Source organism: Kribbella sp. CA-247076, from assembly GCF_050942445.1.
GTDB lineage: Bacteria > Actinomycetota > Actinomycetes > Propionibacteriales > Kribbellaceae > Kribbella.
This window is the reverse complement of record NZ_CP192051.1, coordinates 5,605,881-5,625,500: the sequence shown is the minus strand read 5'-3', so window position 1 is coordinate 5,625,500 and position 19,620 is coordinate 5,605,881. Positions and strand designations below refer to the sequence as shown.

Below are 19,620 nucleotides of genomic sequence, written 5' to 3'. Positions count from 1 at the left end.
GCCGAGTCTATTCGTCCTCGTCGTCGAGGCGGGCGAGCCAGGTGGCGAACCGCTCGATCGGGGTCTCGAACTCGGGGTTCAGGTCGACGAACTCACGCAGCCGCTCGGCCACCCAGGCCAGCGAGACGTCCTCCTCGCCCCGCCGGCCCTCGAGCTCCTCGATCCCTCGGTCGGTGAAGTACACGTCAGCTGAACGCCTGCTTCAGCAGCGTCTGCTGCTCGGCGACGTGCACGCCGTGCGCGCCGACCGACGGCGCCGACATGGCCGGCCGGGAGACCCGGTAGAACGGCTTGCCGCCGAGGTGCTCGGTCAGGTTCAGCGCCATGAACGGCCACGGGCCCTGGTTCGCGGGCTCGTCCTGGACCCAGCGGACCTCGGTCGCGTTCGGGTACTTCGCGAGCTCGGCGGCGATCTCCTCGGCCGCCAGCGGGTAGAGCTGCTCGACCCGGACGATCGCGGTGCTGAGCTTGTCCGGCTCGGCCTTCTTCCGCTCGGCCAGCAGGTCGTACACGATCCGCCCGGACGCCAGGATGACCCGCTCGATCCCGGCCGCGGCCTCCTCGGCCGCGACGTCGCCGATCACCGGCCGGAACGTGCCGTGGGTGAGCTCCTCCGGCTGCGACACCGCCTCCTTGCGCCGCAGCAGCTGCTTCGGCGTGAAGACGATCATCGGGTTGTGCTCCTCGCCGAGCGTGTGCCGGCGGAGCAGGTGGAAGTACGACGCCGGCGTCGACGGCTGCGCCACCGTCATCGCGTTCTCCGCGCAGAGCTGGAGGAAGCGCTCGATCCGGGCCGAGGAGTGGTCCGGGCCCTGGCCCTCGTAGCCGTGCGGCAGCAGCAGCACGACCCCGGACTTCTGGCCCCACTTCGCCTCACCGGACGAGATGTACTCGTCGATGATCGACTGCGCGCCGTTGACGAAGTCGCCGAACTGCGCCTCCCACAGCGTCAGCGCGTCCGGCCGGGCCACGGAGTACCCGTACTCGAAGCCGAGCGCGGCGTACTCGCTCAGCAGCGAGTCGTAGACGTGGAAGTTCGCCTGCTCCTCGTCCAGGTGCTGCAACGGCACCCAGTCCTGCCCGTTGACCCGGTCGATGATCGCCGCGAACCGCTGCACGAAGGTGCCCCGGCGGCTGTCCTGGCCGGCCAGCCGGACCGGACGCCCGGCCAGCAGCAGCGAGCCGAACGCGGTGATCTCCGCGCTGGCCCAGTCGATCGGGCCCTGGGTGATCGCGGCCGCCCGGCGCTGCATCTGCGGCAGCACCTTCGGGTGCACGGTGAAGCCCTCCGGCAGCGTGGTGTACGCGTCGGCGATCTTCTTCAGCACCTCGGGCGTGGTCGCGGTCGCGTCCGGGCCCTCCGGCTTGTCCGGGTAGACCGGGACAGTGACGTACGGCGCCGGCGTGTCCGGCTGGCTCTTCGCCTCACGGACCTCGGTGAACACCCGCTCCAGCCGCTGCTGGAAGTCCCGCATCGCCTGCTCGGCCTCTTCGACCGTGATGTCGCCACGGCCGATCAGGGCCTCGGTGTAGAGCTTGCGGACCGACCGCTTCTGCTCGATCAGGTCGTACATCAGCGGCTGGGTGAAGCTCGGGTCGTCACCCTCGTTGTGACCGCGGCGGCGGTAGCAGACCAGGTCGATGACGACGTCCTTGTTGAACGCCTGCCGGTACTCGAAGGCCAGGTCGGCGACCCGGACACAGGCCTCGGGGTCGTCGCCGTTCACGTGGAAGATCGGCGCCTGCACCATCCGGGCGACGTCGGTGCTGTACATCGACGAGCGGGACGAGGCCGGGGAGGTGGTGAAGCCGACCTGGTTGTTCACGATCACGTGGATCGTGCCGCCGGTGCGGTAGCCGCGCAACTGCGACAGGTTCAGCGTCTCGGCGACCACGCCCTGGCCGGCGAACGCCGCGTCACCGTGCACGAGCACCGGCAGCACCGGGAACGCGGAGCCGCGGTCCAGGATGTCCTGCTTGGCCCGGACGATGCCCTCGAGCACCGGGTCGACGGTCTCCAGGTGGGACGGGTTTGCCGCCACCGACACCTTGATCTTGTCGCCGAACTCGGAGACGAACTCGCCCTCGGCGCCCAGGTGGTACTTGACGTCGCCGGAGCCCTGCACGGTCCGCGGGTCGATGTTGCCGTCGAACTCGCGGAAGATCTGGCCGTACGACTTGCCGACGATGTTGGCCAGCACGTTCAGCCGGCCGCGGTGGGCCATCCCGATGACGACCTCGTCCAGGCCGGCCCCGGCCGCCTCCTCGCAGAGCTCGTCGAGCAGCGGGATGGTGGTCTCGCCACCCTCCAGCGAGAACCGCTTCTGGCCGACGTACTTGGTCTGCAGGAAGGTCTCGAACGCCTCGGCCTCGTTCAGCTTGGCCAGGATCCGCAGCTGCTCCTCGCGCGGCGGCTTGGTGTGCGGCCGCTCGACCCGCTCCTGGATCCACTTGCGCTGCTCGGGGTCCTGGATGTGCATGTACTCGATGCCGGTGGTCCGGCAGTACGAGTCGCGCAGGATGCCGAGGATCTCCCGCAGCTTCATGAACTTGCGGTCCGCGCCGCCGAACGAGCCGGTGGCGAACTCGCGGTCCAGGTCCCACAGGGTCAGGCCGTGGGTGGCCACGTCCAGGTCCGGGTGGCTGCGCTGCTTGTACTCCAGCGGGTCGGTGTCGGCCATGATGTGGCCGCGCACCCGGAACGCGTGGATCAGCTCGAGGATCCGGGCCTGCTTGCTGATGTCCTCCTCGTGGCTGTGCGGGAGGTCGGCGGCCCAGCGGATCGGCTCGTACGGGATCCGCAGCGACTGGAAGATCTCGTCGTAGAAACCCTCCTGGCCGAGCAGCAGCTGGTGCAGCCGGCGGAGGAACTCACCCGACTGGGCGCCCTGGATGATCCGGTGGTCGTACGTCGAGGTCAGCGTCATCACCTTGCTGACCGCGAGCTTGGCCATCGTCTCGTCGGCGGCGCCCTGGTACTCCGGCGGGTACTCCATCGCGCCGACGCCGATGATGCAGCCCTGACCGGTCATCAGCCGCGGCACCGAGTGCTGCGTGCCGATCGTGCCGGGGTTGGTCAGGCTGATCGTCGTGCCTTGGAAGTCCGGCAGCGCGAGCTTGTTGTCCCGGGCCCGCCGGACGATGTCCTCGTAGGCCATCCAGAACTCGGCGAACGTCATCGTCTCGGCGGCCTTGATCGACGGCACCAGCAGCTGCCGGGTACCGTCCGGCTTCTGCATGTCGATGGCCAGGCCCAGGTTGATGTGGGCCGGCTGGACCAGGGTCGGCTTGCCGTCGGTCTCGGCGTACGACGCGTTCATCTCCGGTAGCGTCTTGAGCGCCTTCACCAGCGCCCAGCCGATCAGGTGGGTGAACGAGACCTTGCCGCCGCGGGCGCGCTTCAGGTGGTTGTTGATGACGATGCGGTTGTCGATCAGCAGCTTGACCGGCACCTGCCGGACGCTGGTCGCGGTGGGGACCTGGAGGCTGGTCTCCATGTTCTGCGCCGTCCGCGCGGGCGCGCCGCGCAGGATCTGCCGCTCGGCGTCCGCGCTGGTCGTCGGCGCGGGCTTCGGCTGGGCGGCGGGGGGCTGGTTCACCGTGCCTCCGGTCGGGGTGGCGCTGGTGGCAGCCGGCGCCGCTTTCGCTGCGGGTTGGTCCTTCGGTACGGCGGCCTGCGCAGCGGCCGGCGGGGCGGCGGCCGCCGGGGCCGGAGCCGCGGCGGCGGGAGCGGCCGCGGCCGCCGCGGCCGCGGGCTCGCTCGAGGAGGGCGTGGACGCGGTCGTGCCGCGGTTCGGCGCCTCGGGGGTCTTGTTCTCCGACACCGCGTCGGGCCGGGGAGCGTCGGCCGGGGTCTTGGTCACCGGCTTCGCGTCACCTGGGGTGTAGTCCTTAAAGAAGTCGAGCCACGCCGGATCCACTGACTTGGGGTCCTGCAGGTACTTCTCGTACAGCTCGTCGACCAGCCATTCGTTCGCACCGAAGGCTGCTAGTGGATTTGTGTCTGATGGCTCGGTGGCCACTGGGCAGTTCGCCTCTTCCGATCGGTCCGGTACCGCGGTGGTTAATGCTGATGTTATGGGGGCGTCCCCAGAGCAAGGCTAATAGCACCCGGACCACTTCCACAGCCCGGGACCACCGGACCAGTGCGTCGAGTGGTCAGGCCCTGCCGACTGGATCGATCGAGCCCTGAAACACTGTGCTGGCAGGTGTTTCAGCTCACAGACCGCCCCCGGCGACGTGAGCTCGCGAACCGGTTCCCGGCCGGAGCCCGGGACGCCTTACAGAGGTGGGATTCCGGCGCCGTCCACAGTCACTCTGGGTGCACCGATCCAGCGCGGACGGCCACTGTGCGCAGCGCTCCGCTCGCGGTCGGTCGCCGCTCGAAGTGTGGCGAAGCTCACGCTGTGGATCAGTCCAGTCGCCTGCTACTGGGCTCACCTGAGCCGGGAGGCGGCATACTGACGTGATGGCGTTGACGGATGAGGCGATCGTCAAGATCAAAGGGATGATCACCTCGGGGGAGCTGGGTCCGGGGGATCGACTGCCGAAGGAGGCCGACCTCGCGGCCCGGCTCGGCCTGTCACGGAACTCGCTGCGGGAGGCGGTCAAGGCGCTGACGCTGGTGAACGTGCTCGACGTCCGCCACGGCGACGGCACCTACGTCACCAGTCTCGACTCCGCCCATCTGCTCGACGCGCTGAACTTCATGGTCGACCTGCACCGGGACGACTCCGTCCTGCAGTTCTTCGAGGTACGGCGGCTGCTCGAGCCCGGGGTGGCCGCCCTGGCCGCCGTACGGATCAGCAAGGAGCAGCTGACCGAGCTACGGCTGCTGTGCAGCGACCTGACCCCGGACGCGCCGGTGGAGGAGCTGGTGGCGAACGACCTGCGGTTCCACCGCGCGATCGCCGAGGCGACCGGGAACCAGGTGGTCTGCTCGCTGCTCGACGGCATCTCCGGCGCGACCCAGCGGGCCCGGATCTGGCGCGGTGTCACCCAGGCCGGCGCGGTCGAGCGGACCCTGTCGGAGCACGCCGCGATCCTGGACGCGATCGAGATCGGCGACGCGGAGGCCGCCCGGGCCTGGATGACCGCCCACATCGCCGGCGTCGAAACCTGGCTGCGCAAGGCGCCGTAGCGGCGCCGCCCAGGCGGTGATAGTTGCCGGGCGCAAGCACCATGGATAAATAGTTGAACTGGTGAAGCGGGGCGCCTACGCTGGGACGCGTCCCATTCCCGAGGTCAGGGGTCTGCGTTGTAACTCCGAGGTCTTTTCTTCAGCCGGTGATCGCCACCCGTCGCGGTGCGCGTTCTCGTCCGAGACCTCTTCCTGGAGTACACGCACATGAGTCATTCCCTGTCCTGTACGGACCTCTTCTTCGCCTGGCCGGACGGCGACGTCCTGTTCGACGGCCTCAGCTTCGTCGCCGGACCCGTGCGGTCCGGGCTCGTCGGCCGCAACGGCGCCGGCAAGTCGACGCTGCTCCGGCTGATCGCCGGCCGGCTGACCCCGCAGCGCGGTGCGATCCGCGTCAGCGGCGAGCTCGGCTACCTCCCGCAGGACCTGACCCTCGACACCACGCTGCGCGTCGACCAGGCGCTCGGCATCGACGCCGTCCGCCGCGCGATCACCGCGATCGAGTCGGGTGACGCGTCGGAGGAGAACTTTGCCGTCATCGGTGACGAGTGGGACGTCGAGGAGCGCGCCGAGGCGCTGCTCGGCAAGCTCGGTCTCGGGTCGATCGGGCTCGACCGCAGTGTCGGCGAGCTGTCCGGCGGCGAGACGATCCTGCTCGGGCTGGCCGCCGAGCTGCTGCGGCGTCCCGACGTACTGCTGCTCGACGAGCCGACCAACAACCTCGACCTGCGCGCTCGGCGGCACCTGTACGACGCCGTCGACCAGTTCCGCGGTGCGCTGCTGATCGTCAGCCACGACCGCGAGCTGCTCGACCGGGTGGACCAGATCGGCGACCTGCGCAAGGGCGAGCTCACCTGGTACGGCGGCAACCTGACCGCGTACGAGGAGGCCGTCGCGGTCGAGCAGGAGGCGGCCGAGCGGATGGTCCGGTCGGCCGAAGCAGACGTCCGGAAGCAGAAGCGCGACCTGATCGAGGCGCGGATGAAGATGGACCAGCGCCGGGCCCGGGGCCAGAAGGCGGCCGAGCAGGGCGGGATCCCGAAGATCATCGCGGGCGGGCTCAAACGGTCGGCGCAGGTGTCGGCCGGCAAGCACCTCGGCATGCAGACCGAGCGGCTCGAGTCGGCGCAGGAGGCGCTCGCCGAGGCGGAGTCGCTGGTGCACGACGACGACACGATCCGGGTCGACCTGCCGAAGACCGCCGTGCCGGCCGGGCGGATCGTGCTGCGCCTCGAGGACCACGTCCTGCGGACCGGCGCGCACGTCGACCTGGAGATCCGGGGACCGGAGCGGATCGCGCTCACCGGCCCGAACGGTGCCGGCAAGACCACGCTGCTCGAGTCGATCGTCGCGAGCGAGTCGCCGCTGGTGCCGTACCGGCTGCTGCCGCAGCGGCTGGACCTGCTGCAGGACGACCTGTCGATCGTCGACAACCTAGCCCTGCTGGCGCCGAGCACGGAGAACCAGGACCGCCGGTCGCGGCTGGCCCGGTTCCTGTTCCGCGGGCGGGCGGCGGATCAGCTGGTCAGCACGCTGTCCGGCGGCGAGCGCTTCCGCGCAACCCTGGCGGCCCTACTACTGGCTGAGCCCCCGCCGCAGTTGCTCATGCTGGACGAGCCGACGAACAACCTCGACCTCGCCAGCGTCGCCCAGTTGAAGGACGCCCTGTCGTCGTACAGCGGTGCTCTGGTGATAGCCAGTCACGACCTCCCCTTCCTCCGCGACATCGGCATCACCCGGTGGGTGGAGCTCACCCCGCAGACCCTCACCGACATCGACCCGCTCTGACGCGCGGAGCCGGCGCACACGGCGGTCTGTTCGGGTGGGAGTTCGAGGACATCATGCCGCCGGGCTCGGAGGCCTGCAGGTATTTCGTCGCGCGAGGTCAGGCGGCGAGTTCCTCGATTTTCGACATGTCGGGTGCCCTGCGGGTCGGCGATGTCGCCGCCATCCGATCGGTCCCCGCGGACGCGCCGTCGATGGCGATCTGGACGACGTACTTCTGGATCGACAGCGCCGACGACGCCGTGGCCAGGCGGCCGGCGCCCCGGAGGGGTTCGAGAACGTGGTCGGCAGCGTCATTCCGATCGCCGGCGACCAGTCCGGCACGCCGCCACACTGGGGCGTGACGTTCGCCTCCGCCGATCCCGACGCCACGGCCGCGAAGGCCGTCGAGCTGGGCGGCCGGGTGCTCGTCCCGCCGTTCGACGCCCCCTGGTCCACGGACACGTACACGATCCGGATCACCGTCATCGCCGATCCGCAGGGTGCGACGTTCACCGCCAGCCAGTTCGTGTCGAGGACGGGGCGCCTGGAGTAGCACGCCCGCACGCCGCCGACTGCCTGTCCTGCGCGACTGCCCCGTCATCCGTCCTGGATGGCGGGGCGGTTTCGGTGGCGCGGCTTGTCGAGGAATACCCCTCGGGGGTATCTTGCGCGGTATGGACGAGCAGCACAAGCACGACAGCCACGGGCAGCATGCCGGCCATGACGTGGACCACGGGTATGCCGGTCACGCCGGGCACGCCGCGCATGGGGATCACGCGGCGCAGTTCAAGGACCGGTTCTGGATCAGCCTGGGGCTGGCGGTGCCGGTGGTGTTCTTCAGCGAGATGTTCGCCGACCTGCTCGGGTACATGCCGCCCGAGTTCGGCGGCTCGAACCTGATCGCGCCCGTGCTCGGCACGGTGATCTTCCTGTACGGCGGGCAGCCGTTCCTGACCGGCGGCTGGGGCGAACTGCGGTCCCGCCGGCCCGGAATGATGCTGCTGATCTCGATGGCGATCACGGTCGCGTTCGTCGCCTCCTGGGTGACGACGCTGGACCTCGGCGGGTTCGACCTGGACTTCTGGTGGGAGCTCGCGCTGCTGATCGTGATCATGCTGCTCGGGCACTGGCTGGAGATGCGGGCGCTCGGCGCCGCCTCGGGTGCACTCGACGCCCTGGCCGCGTTGCTGCCCGACTCGGCCGAGAAGGTCACCGACGACGGTGTGGTCGAGGTGTCGCTGGCGGAGCTGCGCGAGGGCGACGTGGTACTCGTCCGCTCGGGTGGTCGTGTGCCGGCCGACGGGCGGGTGGTCGACGGTCAGGCAGAGGTCGACGAGTCGATGATCACGGGGGAGTCCCGGCCGGTCGCGCGGGCCGTGGGGGATCCCGTCGTCGCCGGGACCGTTGCCACCGACAACGCGCTGCGGATCGAGATCACCGCGGTCGGCGAGAACACCGCTCTCGCCGGGATCCAGCGGCTGGTCGCGCAGGCGCAGGCGTCCTCGTCCCGGGCGCAGGCGCTGGCCGACCGGGCGGCGGCGTTCCTGTTCTACTTCGCGTCGGTCGCGGGCGTGATCACCTTCCTGGTCTGGACTCTGCTGGGCGAGCTCGACGAGGCCGTCACCCGGACCGTCACGGTGCTGGTGATCGCCTGCCCGCACGCCCTCGGCCTGGCCATCCCGCTGGTGATCGCGATCTCCACCGAGCGCGCCGCCAAGGCCGGGGTCCTGGTGAAGGACCGGCTCGCGCTGGAGCGGATGCGGACGATCGACGTCGTCCTGTTCGACAAGACCGGCACACTGACCAAGGGCCGGCCGGTCGTCACCGGGGTCGCGGGCACCGGTTCGGTGACCGAGCACGAGTTGCTGGAGCTGGCGGCCGCGGTCGAGGCGGACAGCGAGCATCCGTTGGCAAAGGCGATCGTCCGGGCGCACGCCGACCGCGTTCCGGCCGGGGGTCGGAGCGGAGTGACCGCGTCGGACTTCCGGTCGCTCACCGGGCGAGGTGTTCAGGCTGCGGTGGGTGGCAGCGAGCTTTCCGTCGGTGGACCGGCTTTGCTGCGGGAGAACGGCGTACCCGAGCCGGACGAGCTCGCGGCCGAGGTCGCCGCATGGAAGGAGCGGGGCGCGGCCGTTCTTCATGTACTGCGTGACGGGCAGGTGCTCGGCGCGGTCGCGTTGGAGGACGAGGTCCGGGAGGAGTCCAGGCAGGCTGTGGACGCGCTGCACCGGCGTGGGGTGAAGGTCGCGATGATCACCGGTGACGCGCATCAGGTCGCCGAGGCGGTCGCGACGGAGCTCGGGATCGACGAGGTGTTCGCCGAGGTGCTGCCGCAGGACAAGGACGCCAAGGTCGCCGAGCTCCAGTCCCGTGGTCTCAAGGTCGCGATGGTCGGCGACGGCGTCAACGACGCACCGGCCCTCGCCCGCGCCGAGGTCGGCATCGCGATCGGCGCCGGCACCGACGTCGCCATCGAGTCCGCCGGCGTGGTCCTCGCCGCCGACGACCCGCGCGCCGTCCTCTCGGTGATCGAGCTCTCCCGGGCCAGCTACCGCAAGATGTGGCAGAACCTCGCCTGGGCCACCGGCTACAACGTGATCACCGTCCCCCTGGCCGCCGGCGTACTCGCCTTCGCGGGCATCCTCGTCTCCCCGGCCGTCGGCGCCGTCCTGATGTCCGTCTCCACCATCGTCGTAGCCCTCAACGCCCAACTCCTCCGCCGCCTGACCCTGGACCCAGCCACCCTTGCCACCTGAGCCGGACGACCATGTCCGCGGACAGGTGTGGGTTACAGGCGACAGCTTCATAGACGTCTTCGTCCTGGGTTCGCAACAACTGTGCGAACTGGTCCATCGTGAGCGGGACGTAGCGCGCGACGTTGACTCGTGTGGCTGGGTCCGCAAGGCAACGGTCCATCCACTGCGGCGGAACCCCCGGTTGCGCGCACTCGGTGGCGACCGCACGGACCAGCGATCCGGGTCGGCGAGGAACTTCAGCTGCACCGCGACCGGCCGGTCGGACCAGGCTTGCGCGACCGCGGCGCGCACCTTCGGATCCGCCGCACCGGCCAGTGCCGTCCGAGGCTGACCGTAGGCCTCCTCGAGGTAGTCGATGGGGAGCGGCGCCCCGCAGTCCACGGTCTGGCGGACGAAGTCCGGGAACGCTCTAGTCGGGCGACGCAGTACGGACTGTTGCCGAAGCGGGGGCTGGGACAGGATCTGGTGGGCGCGGGCAAGGAATAACGTGTCTCAGCCCACCAGTCGGTGTCTCAACCCGACGACGTCTACGGCGCGGGTGCGTCCTCGCGGAGGAGGCCGGCGGACTTGAGGTCGGTCCAGAGGGCTGGGGGTACGGCGGTGCGGGTGAGGGTCGCGTTGGTGTGGACCTCGGCGGGGGTGCGGCAGCCGACGGCGATGCCGGCGACGGCCGGGTGGGCGAGCGGGAACGCGAGGGCCGCCGCGGGAAGCGTGACGCCGTGGGCCTCGCAGACGTCGGCGAGCTTGTTCGCCTTGTCGACGAGCGCCTGATCGGCCGGCGCGTAGTTGAAGGTCGCTCCGGGCGCGGGCCGCGGCTGGGACAGCAGGCCGGAGTTGAAGATGCCTACGGCAACCACCTGGACGTCGTTCTCCAGACAGGCCGGGAGGACGTCGTCCAGCCCGTCGGGGTCGATCAGCGTGTACCGGCCGGCCAGCATGATCACGTCGATGTCGACCTCACGGACGAACCGGGTGAGCATCTCCGACTGGTTCATCCCCGACCCGATCGCCCCGATGGCGCCCTGGTCGCGCAGCTCGATCAGGGTCGGGAAGGCGGTCGCGACCGCCTCCTCGTAGTGGTCGTCGGGGTCGTGGACGAACACCACGTCGAGCCGGTCGGTGCCGATCCGGCGCAGCGAGTCCTCGATGCTCCGCAGTACGCCGTCCCGGGAGAAGTCCCACCGCCTCCGCCGGGTCGTGCTGAGGTCGAAGCCCTCGTCGTCCGGGGACGGCGTGTCCGCCGTGTAGATGATCCGGCCGACCTTGCTCGACAGCACGTACTCGTCCCGCGGCTTGCCGTCGAGGCCGCGTCCGAGCCGTTCCTCGGCCAGGCCGAGGCCGTAGTGCGGGGCGGTGTCGAAGTACCGCCAGCCCTCGTCCCAGGCAGCGTTCACCGTGGCGACGGCCTCGGCGTCGCTGACCTCGCCGAGCAGGTTGCCGATCGGTGCGCCGCCGAGCCCGACCCGCTGGTCGTCGGGGAAGAGTTTCACGAGCGGGCCGCCGGGAGCCGCAGGTTCTGCATGCCGCCGTCGACCGCGAGCGCCGTACCCGTGGTCGAGCCGGACAGTGGGCTGGCCAGGTACGCGATCGCCGCGGCGACCTCGTCGGCGGTGACGAGCCGGCCCATCGGCTGACGCGCTTCCAGGGCTGCCCGCTCGGCCGCGGGGTCGTCGGCCACGTCGAGGAGGCGGCCGACCCAGGGCGTGTCCGCCGTACCGGGGTTCACGCAGTTGACCCGGATGCCCTCGCGGACGTGGTCGGCGGCCATCGCCATGGTCAACGCGAGGACGGCGCCCTTGGACGCCGAGTAGAGCGCCCGGTTCGGCAGGCCGGCGACGGCCGCGATCGAGCACGTGTTCACGACGGCCGCGGCCGTCGACTTGCGCAGGTACGGCAGCGCGGCCCGCGTCACCCGGGCGATCCCGACGACGTTCACGTCGAGCACCCGATGCCACTCCTCGTCGGAGTTGGCCGCGACCGTGCCCTGCGCGCCGATGCCGGCGTTGTTCACCACGATGTCGACGCCGCCGAGCTGGAGCGCGGCCGCGGCGACCGCGTCCCGGACGGAGCTGTCGTCGGTCACGTCCGCGGCGATCCCGGTCAGCGGCTCGGCGACGTCGGGCTTCAGGTCGAACACGACCACCTGCGCACCACGGGCCGCCAGTTGCGTGGCGGCGGCGAGGCCGATCCCGGACGCACCTCCGGTGACTACGGCCTTCAGGCCGGCGAAGTCGGTCACGTGCCGCTCTCCTTCGAACTAGTGAGGTCCGTCCAGATCTTGCCACCCGGGTACCGGTAGCCGGACAGCGTCTCGGCATCCATCTCCGCCCCGAACCCGGGCCGCAGCGGCGTGACGTAGTGACCGTCCTTGATCACCACCGGGTCCAGGAAGTGCTCGTGCAGGTGGTCGACGTACTCGATCACGCGGTCGTCGACCGACCCGCTGACCGCGACGAAGTCGAACATCGACAGGTGCTGGACGAGCTCGCACAGCCCGACCCCGCCGGCGTGCGGGCACACCGGTACGCCGAACTTCGCCGCCAGCAGCAGGATCGCGATGTTCTCGTTCACCCCGGCCACGCGGGCGGAGTCGAGTTGCAGCACCGTCAACGCCTCGGCCTGCAGGAACTGCTTGAAGACGACCCGGTTCTGCACGTGTTCGCCGGTGGCGACCCGGATCGGCGCGATGCCGGCCGCGATCGCCGCGTGCCCGAGGACGTCGTCCGGACTGGTCGGCTCCTCGACCCACCAGACGTCGTACGGCGCCAGCGCCTGGACCCACGGGATCGCGTCGGCCACGTCCCAGCGCTGGTTGGCGTCGATGGCGATCCGGACGTCCGGGCCGACCGCCTCGCGGGCGAGCCGCATCCGGCGGATGTCGTCGTCCAGGTTCGCCCCGACCTTGAGCTTGATTTGCGTGAACCCCTCGGCCACGGCCTGGTGGCAGAGCCGGACGAGTTTGGCGTCGTCGTACCCGAGCCAGCCGGGGGTGGTCGTGTACGCCGGATAGCCGCGGTCCCGCAGTAGGGCCTCGCGAGCGGCCCGCCCCGGCTCGGCGGCGCGCAGGATCTCCAGCGCCTCGTCCGGGGTGAGTGCGTCGGTCAGGTAGCGGAAGTCGACCAGGTCGACGATCTGCTCCGGGGAGAGATCGGAGAGCAGCTTCCACAGCGGCACGCCGGCCCGCTTGGCGGCCAGATCCCAGACCGCGTTGACGACCGCGCCGATCGCCATGTGCATGACACCCTTCTCCGGGCCGAGCCAGCGCAGTTGCGAGTCGTGCACCAGCGACCGCCAGAAGCCGCCGAGGTCCTTGAGGGTCGCGTCCACGTCGAGCCCGACGACGTGGTCGCGGAGCGCCTCGATCGCCGCGGTCTGGACGTCGTTCCCCCGGCCGATGGTGAACGCGAAGCCGTGCCCCTCCAGCCCGTCGTCCGCGTCGGTCCGCACGATCAGGTACGCCGCGGAGTAGTCCGGGTCGGTGTTCATGGCGTCGGAGCCGTCCAGGTCCAGCGACGTGGGGAACCGGACGTCGTACGTCTCTAGCTCGGTGAAGCGTGGCATGAGGACCCGATCTGCTGCTGTGGGCGGTCTGACGCGGTGAATCCTATAGGATATGTGGCCGAATGGGCAGTGGAGGTCACCCGCCGGACCGGATCGGGTGCCCGGTTAGAGTCGACCACATGGGAGAGCGCGGGGTGCTGCGACTGGGCAGCCGGTCGTTCGCCGAGGGTGAGTTCGCGCTGATGGCGATCGTCAACCGGACCCCCGACTCCTTCTACGACCGGGGCGCGACCTTCGCGACCGACGCGGCGTACCAGGCGATCGACCAGGCGGTCGCCGAGGGCGCGGACCTGGTCGACATCGGCGGCGTCAAGGCCGGGTACGGCGAGCCCGTCAGCGAGGACGAGGAGCTCCGCCGGACCGTGGACTTCGTGGCCGGTATCCGTGCCCGGCACCCGGACCTGGTGATCAGCGTGGACACGTACCGCTCCGGCGTCGCCCGCCGGGTGGCCGAGGCCGGCGCCGACCTGATCAACGACACGTGGGCGGGCGCCGACCCCGAGGTGGCCGCCGCGGCCGCCGAGTTCGGCACCGGGCTGGTCTGCAGCCACGTCGGCGGGCTCTCGCCGCGCACCGACCCGCACCGGATGGCGTACGACGACGTGGTCGCCGACGTCATCCGTACGACGACCGCCCTCGCCGACCGCGCGGTCGCCGCCGGAGTCCGGCCGGACGGGATCCTGGTCGACCCGACCCACGATTTCGGCAAGAACACCCTGCAGTCCCTTGAACTGACCCGCCGTCTGGACGAGCTGGCCGCCACCGGCTGGCCGGTCCTGGTGGCAGTGTCGAACAAGGACTTCATCGGCGAGACGCTCGAGCTCCCACCCGGCCGGCGCGGCAACGGGACGCTGGCCGCGCTCACGGTGTCGGCCTGGCTCGGAGCCCGGGTGTTCCGCGTTCACGACGTACCCGCGGCCCGCCAGGCGCTCGACCTGGTCGCCGTACTGCGCGGCACCCGTCAGCCCGCCGGAACCCGAAGGAGCCTCGCCTGATGCGCCGCCTGGAAGACCTCACGGACGCGGACCTGGCCGCGGCCTACGAGCCGAGCGACCGGTCGGCGCCGCACCTGCGGGCGAACTTCGTCAGCAGCCTGGACGGCGCGGTCGAGATCGACGGGCAGTCGAAGGCGTTGTCCAGTGAGTCGGACAGCCGGCTGTTCAGCCGGATCCGGATGCTCGCCGACGTGGTCATGGTCGGTGCCGGCACGATCCGGGACGAGGGCTACAACCCGCTGCGGCTGTCGGCGGCGAGCCGCGAGTGGCGCCGGGCGTCAGGGCTGCCGGAGAACCCCACCCTCGTCGTGGTGTCCTCCCGGCTCGAGCTGAGCCCGGTGAACCCGATCTTCCAGTCGGCGGTCCGGCCGATCGTGGTCACGCACTCCGCGTCACCGCATGAACGGCGCGAGGCGCTCGCCGAGGTGGCCGAGGTGCTCGTGCTGGGGACGACCGAGGTCGATCTGAAGGCCGTGGTGCACGAGCTGGGAGAGCGCGGGATGCCGCAGATCCTGTGCGAGGGCGGTCCGCACCTGCTCGGGTCGCTGACGGAGCTCGATCTCGTCGACGAGCTGTGCCTGACGCTGGCGCCGCTGCTGGCCGGGCCGGGATCCGGACGGATCACGGCCGGTCCGACGTCGGTGACCCGGCGGATGACGCTGACGTCCGTGCTGACGGCCGACGACGGGTACGTGTTCCTCCGCTACCTGCGGGAGGCGTGAGTGCCCGTCGTGAGCGCGGCGGTCTGCCCGCATCCGCCGTTGCTCGTCCCCGAAGTCGCCTCCGGCGCGGCGCCGGAGCTGGACGACCTGCGGGCGGCGTGCCTGGCCGCGATCGAGCATCTCTCCGGGGCCGACCGCCTGCTCGTCGTCGGCTCAGGACCGGGCCAACAGTACGACGGCTCAGCCGGCGGATCCTTCGGCGCGTACGGCGCTCCCGGCGTGCGGGTCGGGACCGGCGACCCGGTGTTGCCGCTGTCGTTGGCGATGGGCGCCTGGCTGATCGAGCAAACCAAGGTGGCGGAGCTGCCACGTTCCTACCAGTCGGTGGCCGCGGACACGCCACCAATGCGTTGCCTGGAGCTCGGGCGGGGGCTGGCTGCGGGCAACGACCGGATCGGGCTGCTAGTAATGGGCGACGGCTCGGCCCGGCGCAGCGAACACTCGCCGGTCCACCTGCACCCGCGCGCCGAGATCTTCGATACGACCGTCGCGACCGCGCTGGGTGCGGCGGATGCCGCCGTACTCGCTGCTCTGGATCCTGACCTGGCTGACGAGCTGCAGGCCGCGGGTCGCGCGCCGTGGCAGGTGCTGGCGGGCGTGCTGGAGAGTGGACTGACCGGTGAGCTGACTTATCACGCGGCGCCCTATGGCGTGGGCTACTTCGTCGCCAGCTTCACCTAGGGACCGGCGGCCACCGGTCAGCGGTGCCGGCGAGGTCGTCTCGGCCGGCCGCCCGCAACTGCTCGACCAACTGCAGCCGTGCCTCCTGTACGACGGCCACCGCATCGTCGGCGGTGTCGTGCGGCCCTGACCAGTTGCAGACCGCGTCTCCGGCGTACCACTGACCTGTTGTGGGCGATTGGCGTACGTGCGACGCCGCCAGACGGGCTGCGGTCAGGTGCGTGCCCGCCAGCTGGATGACCGCGTCCACAGCCACGACCTCCGCCTCCAGGTCCAGCACGGGCTGCAGCTCGACCGCATCGGTCAGCACGAACTCGTACCCCGCGGGCGCTCGCTCCTTCAACCAGCTGAGCGCCTGCTCAGCCGTCTCGCGCAGCAGCCGCGCGTCGTCCGGGTCAGCCAGCGTGTGAATCCCGCACTGGCGGGTGTGCGTCGGCCTGAGCTCGTTCTGCCACAGCCGCACCTGCAGCTCACCGCGACCGTCCAGCCGTCGGCCCAGAATCCGCGCCAGCCCGACAACGTCGAAGTGCAGCTCGTCCAGCGTCCGGGTCCGCCCCGGCACACCGGGATCACTACCTCGCGTGGTCCACGGACCGACATGCCACCGCGTCAGAGCCGTCACACGCCGACCCTACCCAGCGGACCGTAGGCTTGCCGGGTGGAGTACGACGCCCGTCGCCTGGCCGCCATCGTGGAGGACGCGGTGGAGTGGGTCGACGTGCGGGTTGCCGATGGAGTGCCCGGGCCGGAGTGGGTGGCGTGCGCGGACGTAGTCGCGGGTCAGCGGGCCGGTGGTGATCCGACGTACGAGTGGCGGCGGACGCTGCGGGAGAACTACGGGCGTGAGTACGGCGTCGAGCCGCCGGCGCAGATCGCGGCCATGATCACGCTGATGTGGTACGTCCAGGTGCCCTCGATCGTGGCGGGCGTGACCGGCGCGGTGACCGGAAGGTGTCCGGATGTGTCGGCCTCCTCCCTGGCCTTTCGGCTGCATCCGACCGCGCACTACCCGGTGGAGGTCGCGCTGCTGACGGACCGCGTCGTGACGGTCGGTGAGGCGGCCGAGCAGCTCGACGAGCACACTCGGGCGTTTCTGACGACGTACCGGCCCGAGGTGAAGCTGGGGTCGTTGCAGCGGTTCGGTGTGGTCAAGGACGAGCTCCGGCAGGCGATCCGGATGCCGGTGGAGGCGCCCTACGCGGACGAGGCCGCGGCCGCCTTCGACGTGTCGCTCGATGAGAAGTTCCGGATCTCGTGCTGCTATTTCTATGCACTTCCGAACATCAAAGCCTGCAGCACCTGCCCCCGTTTCCGCTGACGCCGAAAACTGTCGGTGGGCCCGGGCACGATGGCCGGCATGACTTCTTCCAGGTGTACGGCGTCACCGGCAGGTAACCCGCTGTCGGTTGTCCGGCCGCAGGTCCGAGGCTAGGTTCGCAGTCGTGACCTCGTCCGGTGATGTTCCGGCGACGACTCCGATCGGCTCCCGGGCCGAGGCGGAGGGGTTCGTCGCGATGGTCTGTTTCAAGCACGGTCCTCCGCAACTGCACGGCGTCGAGCTCGAGTGGACGGTGCATCATGCGGACGACCCGCAGCGGCCGCTCGACGCCGATCGACTACGCAAGGCCCTGGGCGCGCACGCGCCCGCCACCCTGGTCCGCGGCAGCCCGCAACTGCCGCTCGGACGGGGTGCACTGGTCACGGTGGAGCCGGGTGGCCAGGTGGAGATCTCCGGCCCCGCCTCGGCGTCGATCCCGCGGTTGATCGACGACACCGCCGCCGACGCGGCCGAGCTGACCGCCCACCTTCTCGACGCGGACCTCGTCCCGGGCGACCACGGCCTGGACGCCTTCCGCACTCCCCGCCGGATCCTGACCGTGCCCCGCTACGCCGCCATGGAGGCCGCCTTCCGGCGCCTCGGCCCGCACGGTCCACGGATGATGTGCAGCACCGCGGGCCTGCAGATCTGCCTCGACGCCGGCGAAGCCGGCCAGACCGCGCTCCGCTGGCGCGCGCTGCACGATCTCGGGCCGGCCCTCGTCGGCCTGTTCGCCAACTCCCGCCGGCGCGCCGGCGCGGACACCGGCTGGGCGTCCGCGCGGACCGAGGCGACGTTCGGCACCTGCGCCCCGTTCACCGAGCCACCGCCGCTCGACGGCGACCCGGCCGCCGCCTGGGCCCGGACGGCGATGGAGGCGCCCGTGCTGTGCTTCCGCCGCGGTGACTCCTGGGACGCGCCGGCCGGGCTGACGTTCGGCGCCTGGGCGGACGGCGCGCTGCCCGGCGACAGACCGACGTACGACGACCTCGACTACCACCTGTCCACGCTGTTCCCGCCGGTCCGGCCGCGCGGGTACCTCGAAGTGCGGTACCTCGACGCGCAGACCGGTGACGGGTGGATCGACCCGACCCTGCTGCTCACCGCGCTGATGTCCGGCCCGCTCGACCAGGTGCTCGCGGCCGCCGAGCCCGCGGCCGGGCGCTGGTTCCCGGCCGCCCGTGAAGGGCTCGAGGACAAGCTCGTCCTCGAGGCCGCGCGGGCGGTGGTGGAGCTCGGCACCGACGTCCTGGACCGGACCGGCGTAGACCCCGAACTCAGCGATCGCGTCGCGACCCGGCTGCATCGCATCGTCGACGACACCCACGGAAGGCGAGCCTCATGACCCACCAGCTGTCCGAACTGTCCGCCGAAGGGCTGCGGGCGTACGTCGCCGAGCAGCTCGAGCGGTCCCGGGCACGGACCGTCCAGCTGACCGACGCGGTCGACACCGACGACCTGGTCAAGCAGCACTCCCGGCTGATGTCCCCGCTGATCTGGGACTACGCCCACGTCGGCAACCAGGAGGAGCTCTGGCTGGTCCGCGACGTCGGCGGCCGTGAGCCGCTACGGCAGGACATCGACGAGTTGTACGACGCGTTCATGCACCCGCGCGCGGATCGGCCGGCCCTGCCGCTGCTCGGTCCGTCGGAGACCCGAAGGTACGTCGTGGAGGTCCGCGACAAGGTGCTCGACGTGCTCGACCACGTCAGGTTCGACGGCGGGCGGGAGCTGGTCGACAACGCGTTCGCCTTCGGGATGATCGTCCAGCACGAGCAGCAGCACGACGAGACCATGCTGGCGACCCACCAGTTGCGGGCCGGCGTCCCGGTGCTCGACGCGCCACCGCCACCGCCGGGCCGGCGCCTGGCCGCGCCGGAGGTCCTGGTCCCGGGTGGCGTCTTCGAGATGGGGACGTCGGTCGAGCCGTGGGCCCTGGACAACGAGCGGCCGGCGCACGCCGTACGGGTCGCGCCGTACGTGATCGACACCGTGCCGGTCAGCAACGGCGACTACCTGCGCTTCGTGCTGAGCGGCGGGTACGACGATCCGCAGTGGTGGTCCGCGGACGGGTGGGCGCACGTCCGGAAGGCGTCGCTGGTAGGCCCGCGGTTCTGGGAGCTCGCGGACGGCGAGTGGTGGCGGCTGCGGTTCGGGCACCGCGAGCGGTTGCCGCTGGACGAGCCGGTGATGCACGTTTGCTTCTACGAGGCGGAGGCGTACGCCAAGTGGGCCGGGAAGCGGCTGCCGACCGAGGAGGAGTGGGAGTTCGCGGCGCGGTTCGACCCGGCGACCGGGCGGACGCGGCGCTTCCCCTGGGGCGACGAGAGCCCGGGTCCCCAGCACGCGAACCTCGGTCAGCGGCACCTCGGTCCGGCGCCGGTCGGGGCGTATCCGGCGGGCGCCTCGCCGCTGGGCGTCGAGCAGTTGATCGGCGACGTGTGGGAGTGGACGTCGAGCGACTTCCGGCCGTACCCGGGGTTCCGGGCGTTCCCGTACGACGAGTACTCGCTGGTCTTCTTCGGGAGCGACTACAAGGTGCTCCGCGGTGGGTCCTTCGGCGCCGACGAGGTGGTGGCGCGCAGCACCTTCCGCAACTGGGACTACCCGATCCGCCGGCAGATCTTCGCCGGCTTCCGCTGCGCCCGCGATCCTCGGCCCGAGGAGCTCGCCTAGTGTG

General features: G+C 70.9%; 16 protein-coding genes. 10 read left to right on the top strand and 6 right to left on the bottom strand.

The annotated features are described in order from the left end of the window. Window positions 1-7: 7 nt before the first annotated feature. Together ACQPYZ_RS26475 and ACQPYZ_RS26470 are read right to left on the bottom strand one after the other, a co-directional pair. Complete coding sequence (locus tag ACQPYZ_RS26475) at window positions 8-184, bottom strand: DUF6104 family protein (protein WP_433160835.1); 177 nt, start codon at window positions 182-184, stop codon at window positions 8-10. A 1-nt stretch (window position 185) separates the two neighbouring features. Further along, window positions 186-4,022, bottom strand: coding sequence for a multifunctional oxoglutarate decarboxylase/oxoglutarate dehydrogenase thiamine pyrophosphate-binding subunit/dihydrolipoyllysine-residue succinyltransferase subunit (locus ACQPYZ_RS26470; protein WP_433160834.1), 3,837 nt, complete (start codon window positions 4,020-4,022; stop codon window positions 186-188). Window positions 4,023-4,468: 446 nt separating this feature from the next. On the opposite strand from ACQPYZ_RS26470, the gene ACQPYZ_RS26465 reads away from it, so the two are divergent. The 4 genes from ACQPYZ_RS26465 (at window position 4,469) to ACQPYZ_RS26450 (ending at window position 9,663) form a co-directional block, all read left to right on the top strand. Next, window positions 4,469-5,140, top strand: coding sequence for a FadR/GntR family transcriptional regulator (locus tag ACQPYZ_RS26465; protein ID WP_132326041.1), 672 nt, complete (start codon window positions 4,469-4,471; stop codon window positions 5,138-5,140). 207 nt (window positions 5,141-5,347) lie between these two features. After that, the gene (locus ACQPYZ_RS26460) at window positions 5,348-6,928 is read left to right on the top strand and encodes an ABC-F family ATP-binding cassette domain-containing protein (RefSeq protein WP_433160833.1); all 1,581 of its coding nucleotides are present in this window, start codon (window positions 5,348-5,350) and stop codon (window positions 6,926-6,928) included. A gap of 277 nt (window positions 6,929-7,205) precedes the next feature. Continuing rightward, a complete protein-coding gene (locus ACQPYZ_RS26455) occupies window positions 7,206-7,460 on the top strand; it encodes a VOC family protein (RefSeq protein WP_433160831.1) in 255 nt (84 codons plus the stop codon). 121 nt (window positions 7,461-7,581) lie between these two features. After that, the gene (locus tag ACQPYZ_RS26450) at window positions 7,582-9,663 is read left to right on the top strand and encodes a copper-translocating P-type ATPase (protein WP_433160830.1); all 2,082 of its coding nucleotides are present in this window, start codon (window positions 7,582-7,584) and stop codon (window positions 9,661-9,663) included. Window positions 9,664-10,190: 527 nt separating this feature from the next. Here ACQPYZ_RS26450 and ACQPYZ_RS26445 read toward each other — a convergent pair. The 3 genes from ACQPYZ_RS26445 to ACQPYZ_RS26435 are packed head-to-tail and all read right to left on the bottom strand — an operon-like array spanning window position 10,191 to window position 13,224. Then, window positions 10,191-11,153: an aldo/keto reductase gene (locus ACQPYZ_RS26445; protein WP_433160828.1), complete on the bottom strand. Its 963-nt coding sequence runs from the start codon at window positions 11,151-11,153 to the stop codon at window positions 10,191-10,193. Continuing rightward, the gene (locus ACQPYZ_RS26440; RefSeq protein WP_433160826.1) at window positions 11,150-11,902 is read right to left on the bottom strand and encodes an SDR family NAD(P)-dependent oxidoreductase; all 753 of its coding nucleotides are present in this window, start codon (window positions 11,900-11,902) and stop codon (window positions 11,150-11,152) included. Before ACQPYZ_RS26440 ends, ACQPYZ_RS26445 begins: the two co-directional genes overlap by 4 nt. Next, a complete protein-coding gene (locus ACQPYZ_RS26435) occupies window positions 11,899-13,224 on the bottom strand; it encodes an L-fuconate dehydratase (RefSeq protein WP_433160825.1) in 1,326 nt (441 codons plus the stop codon). Before ACQPYZ_RS26435 ends, ACQPYZ_RS26440 begins: the two co-directional genes overlap by 4 nt. A 119-nt stretch (window positions 13,225-13,343) precedes the next feature. Between ACQPYZ_RS26435 and folP the strand changes: the two genes are divergently transcribed. Genes folP through ACQPYZ_RS26420 form a run of 3 tightly spaced genes read left to right on the top strand, consistent with a single transcriptional unit; the run spans window position 13,344 to window position 15,622 of the window. Then, window positions 13,344-14,219: a dihydropteroate synthase gene (gene folP / locus ACQPYZ_RS26430; RefSeq protein WP_433160823.1), complete on the top strand. Its 876-nt coding sequence runs from the start codon at window positions 13,344-13,346 to the stop codon at window positions 14,217-14,219. After that, window positions 14,219-14,941: a pyrimidine reductase family protein gene (locus tag ACQPYZ_RS26425; RefSeq protein ID WP_433160822.1), complete on the top strand. Its 723-nt coding sequence runs from the start codon at window positions 14,219-14,221 to the stop codon at window positions 14,939-14,941. The genes folP and ACQPYZ_RS26425 overlap by 1 nt, the downstream gene beginning before the upstream one ends. Then, window positions 14,942-15,622: a class III extradiol dioxygenase subunit B-like domain-containing protein gene (locus ACQPYZ_RS26420; protein ID WP_433160820.1), complete on the top strand. Its 681-nt coding sequence runs from the start codon at window positions 14,942-14,944 to the stop codon at window positions 15,620-15,622. It begins immediately after the preceding gene. On the opposite strand, the gene ACQPYZ_RS26415 is transcribed toward ACQPYZ_RS26420, so the two are convergent. Then, window positions 15,615-16,244: a hypothetical protein gene (locus tag ACQPYZ_RS26415; RefSeq protein ID WP_433160819.1), complete on the bottom strand. Its 630-nt coding sequence runs from the start codon at window positions 16,242-16,244 to the stop codon at window positions 15,615-15,617. The two genes, ACQPYZ_RS26420 and ACQPYZ_RS26415, sit on opposite strands and share 8 nt — an antisense overlap. A gap of 36 nt (window positions 16,245-16,280) precedes the next feature. On the opposite strand from ACQPYZ_RS26415, the gene ACQPYZ_RS26410 reads away from it, so the two are divergent. The 3 genes from ACQPYZ_RS26410 (at window position 16,281) to egtB (ending at window position 19,616) form a co-directional block, all read left to right on the top strand. Continuing rightward, entirely contained in the window at window positions 16,281-16,940 is a 660-nt protein-coding gene (locus tag ACQPYZ_RS26410; RefSeq protein WP_433160817.1) for a (2Fe-2S)-binding protein, read from the top strand. A 124-nt stretch (window positions 16,941-17,064) separates the two neighbouring features. Next, window positions 17,065-18,285: a glutamate-cysteine ligase family protein gene (locus ACQPYZ_RS26405; RefSeq protein ID WP_433160816.1), complete on the top strand. Its 1,221-nt coding sequence runs from the start codon at window positions 17,065-17,067 to the stop codon at window positions 18,283-18,285. Continuing rightward, window positions 18,282-19,616, top strand: a complete 1,335-nt coding sequence (gene egtB, locus ACQPYZ_RS26400) for an ergothioneine biosynthesis protein EgtB (protein WP_433160814.1) — start codon at window positions 18,282-18,284, stop codon at window positions 19,614-19,616. The genes ACQPYZ_RS26405 and egtB overlap by 4 nt, the downstream gene beginning before the upstream one ends. Window positions 19,617-19,620 lie beyond the last annotated feature (4 nt).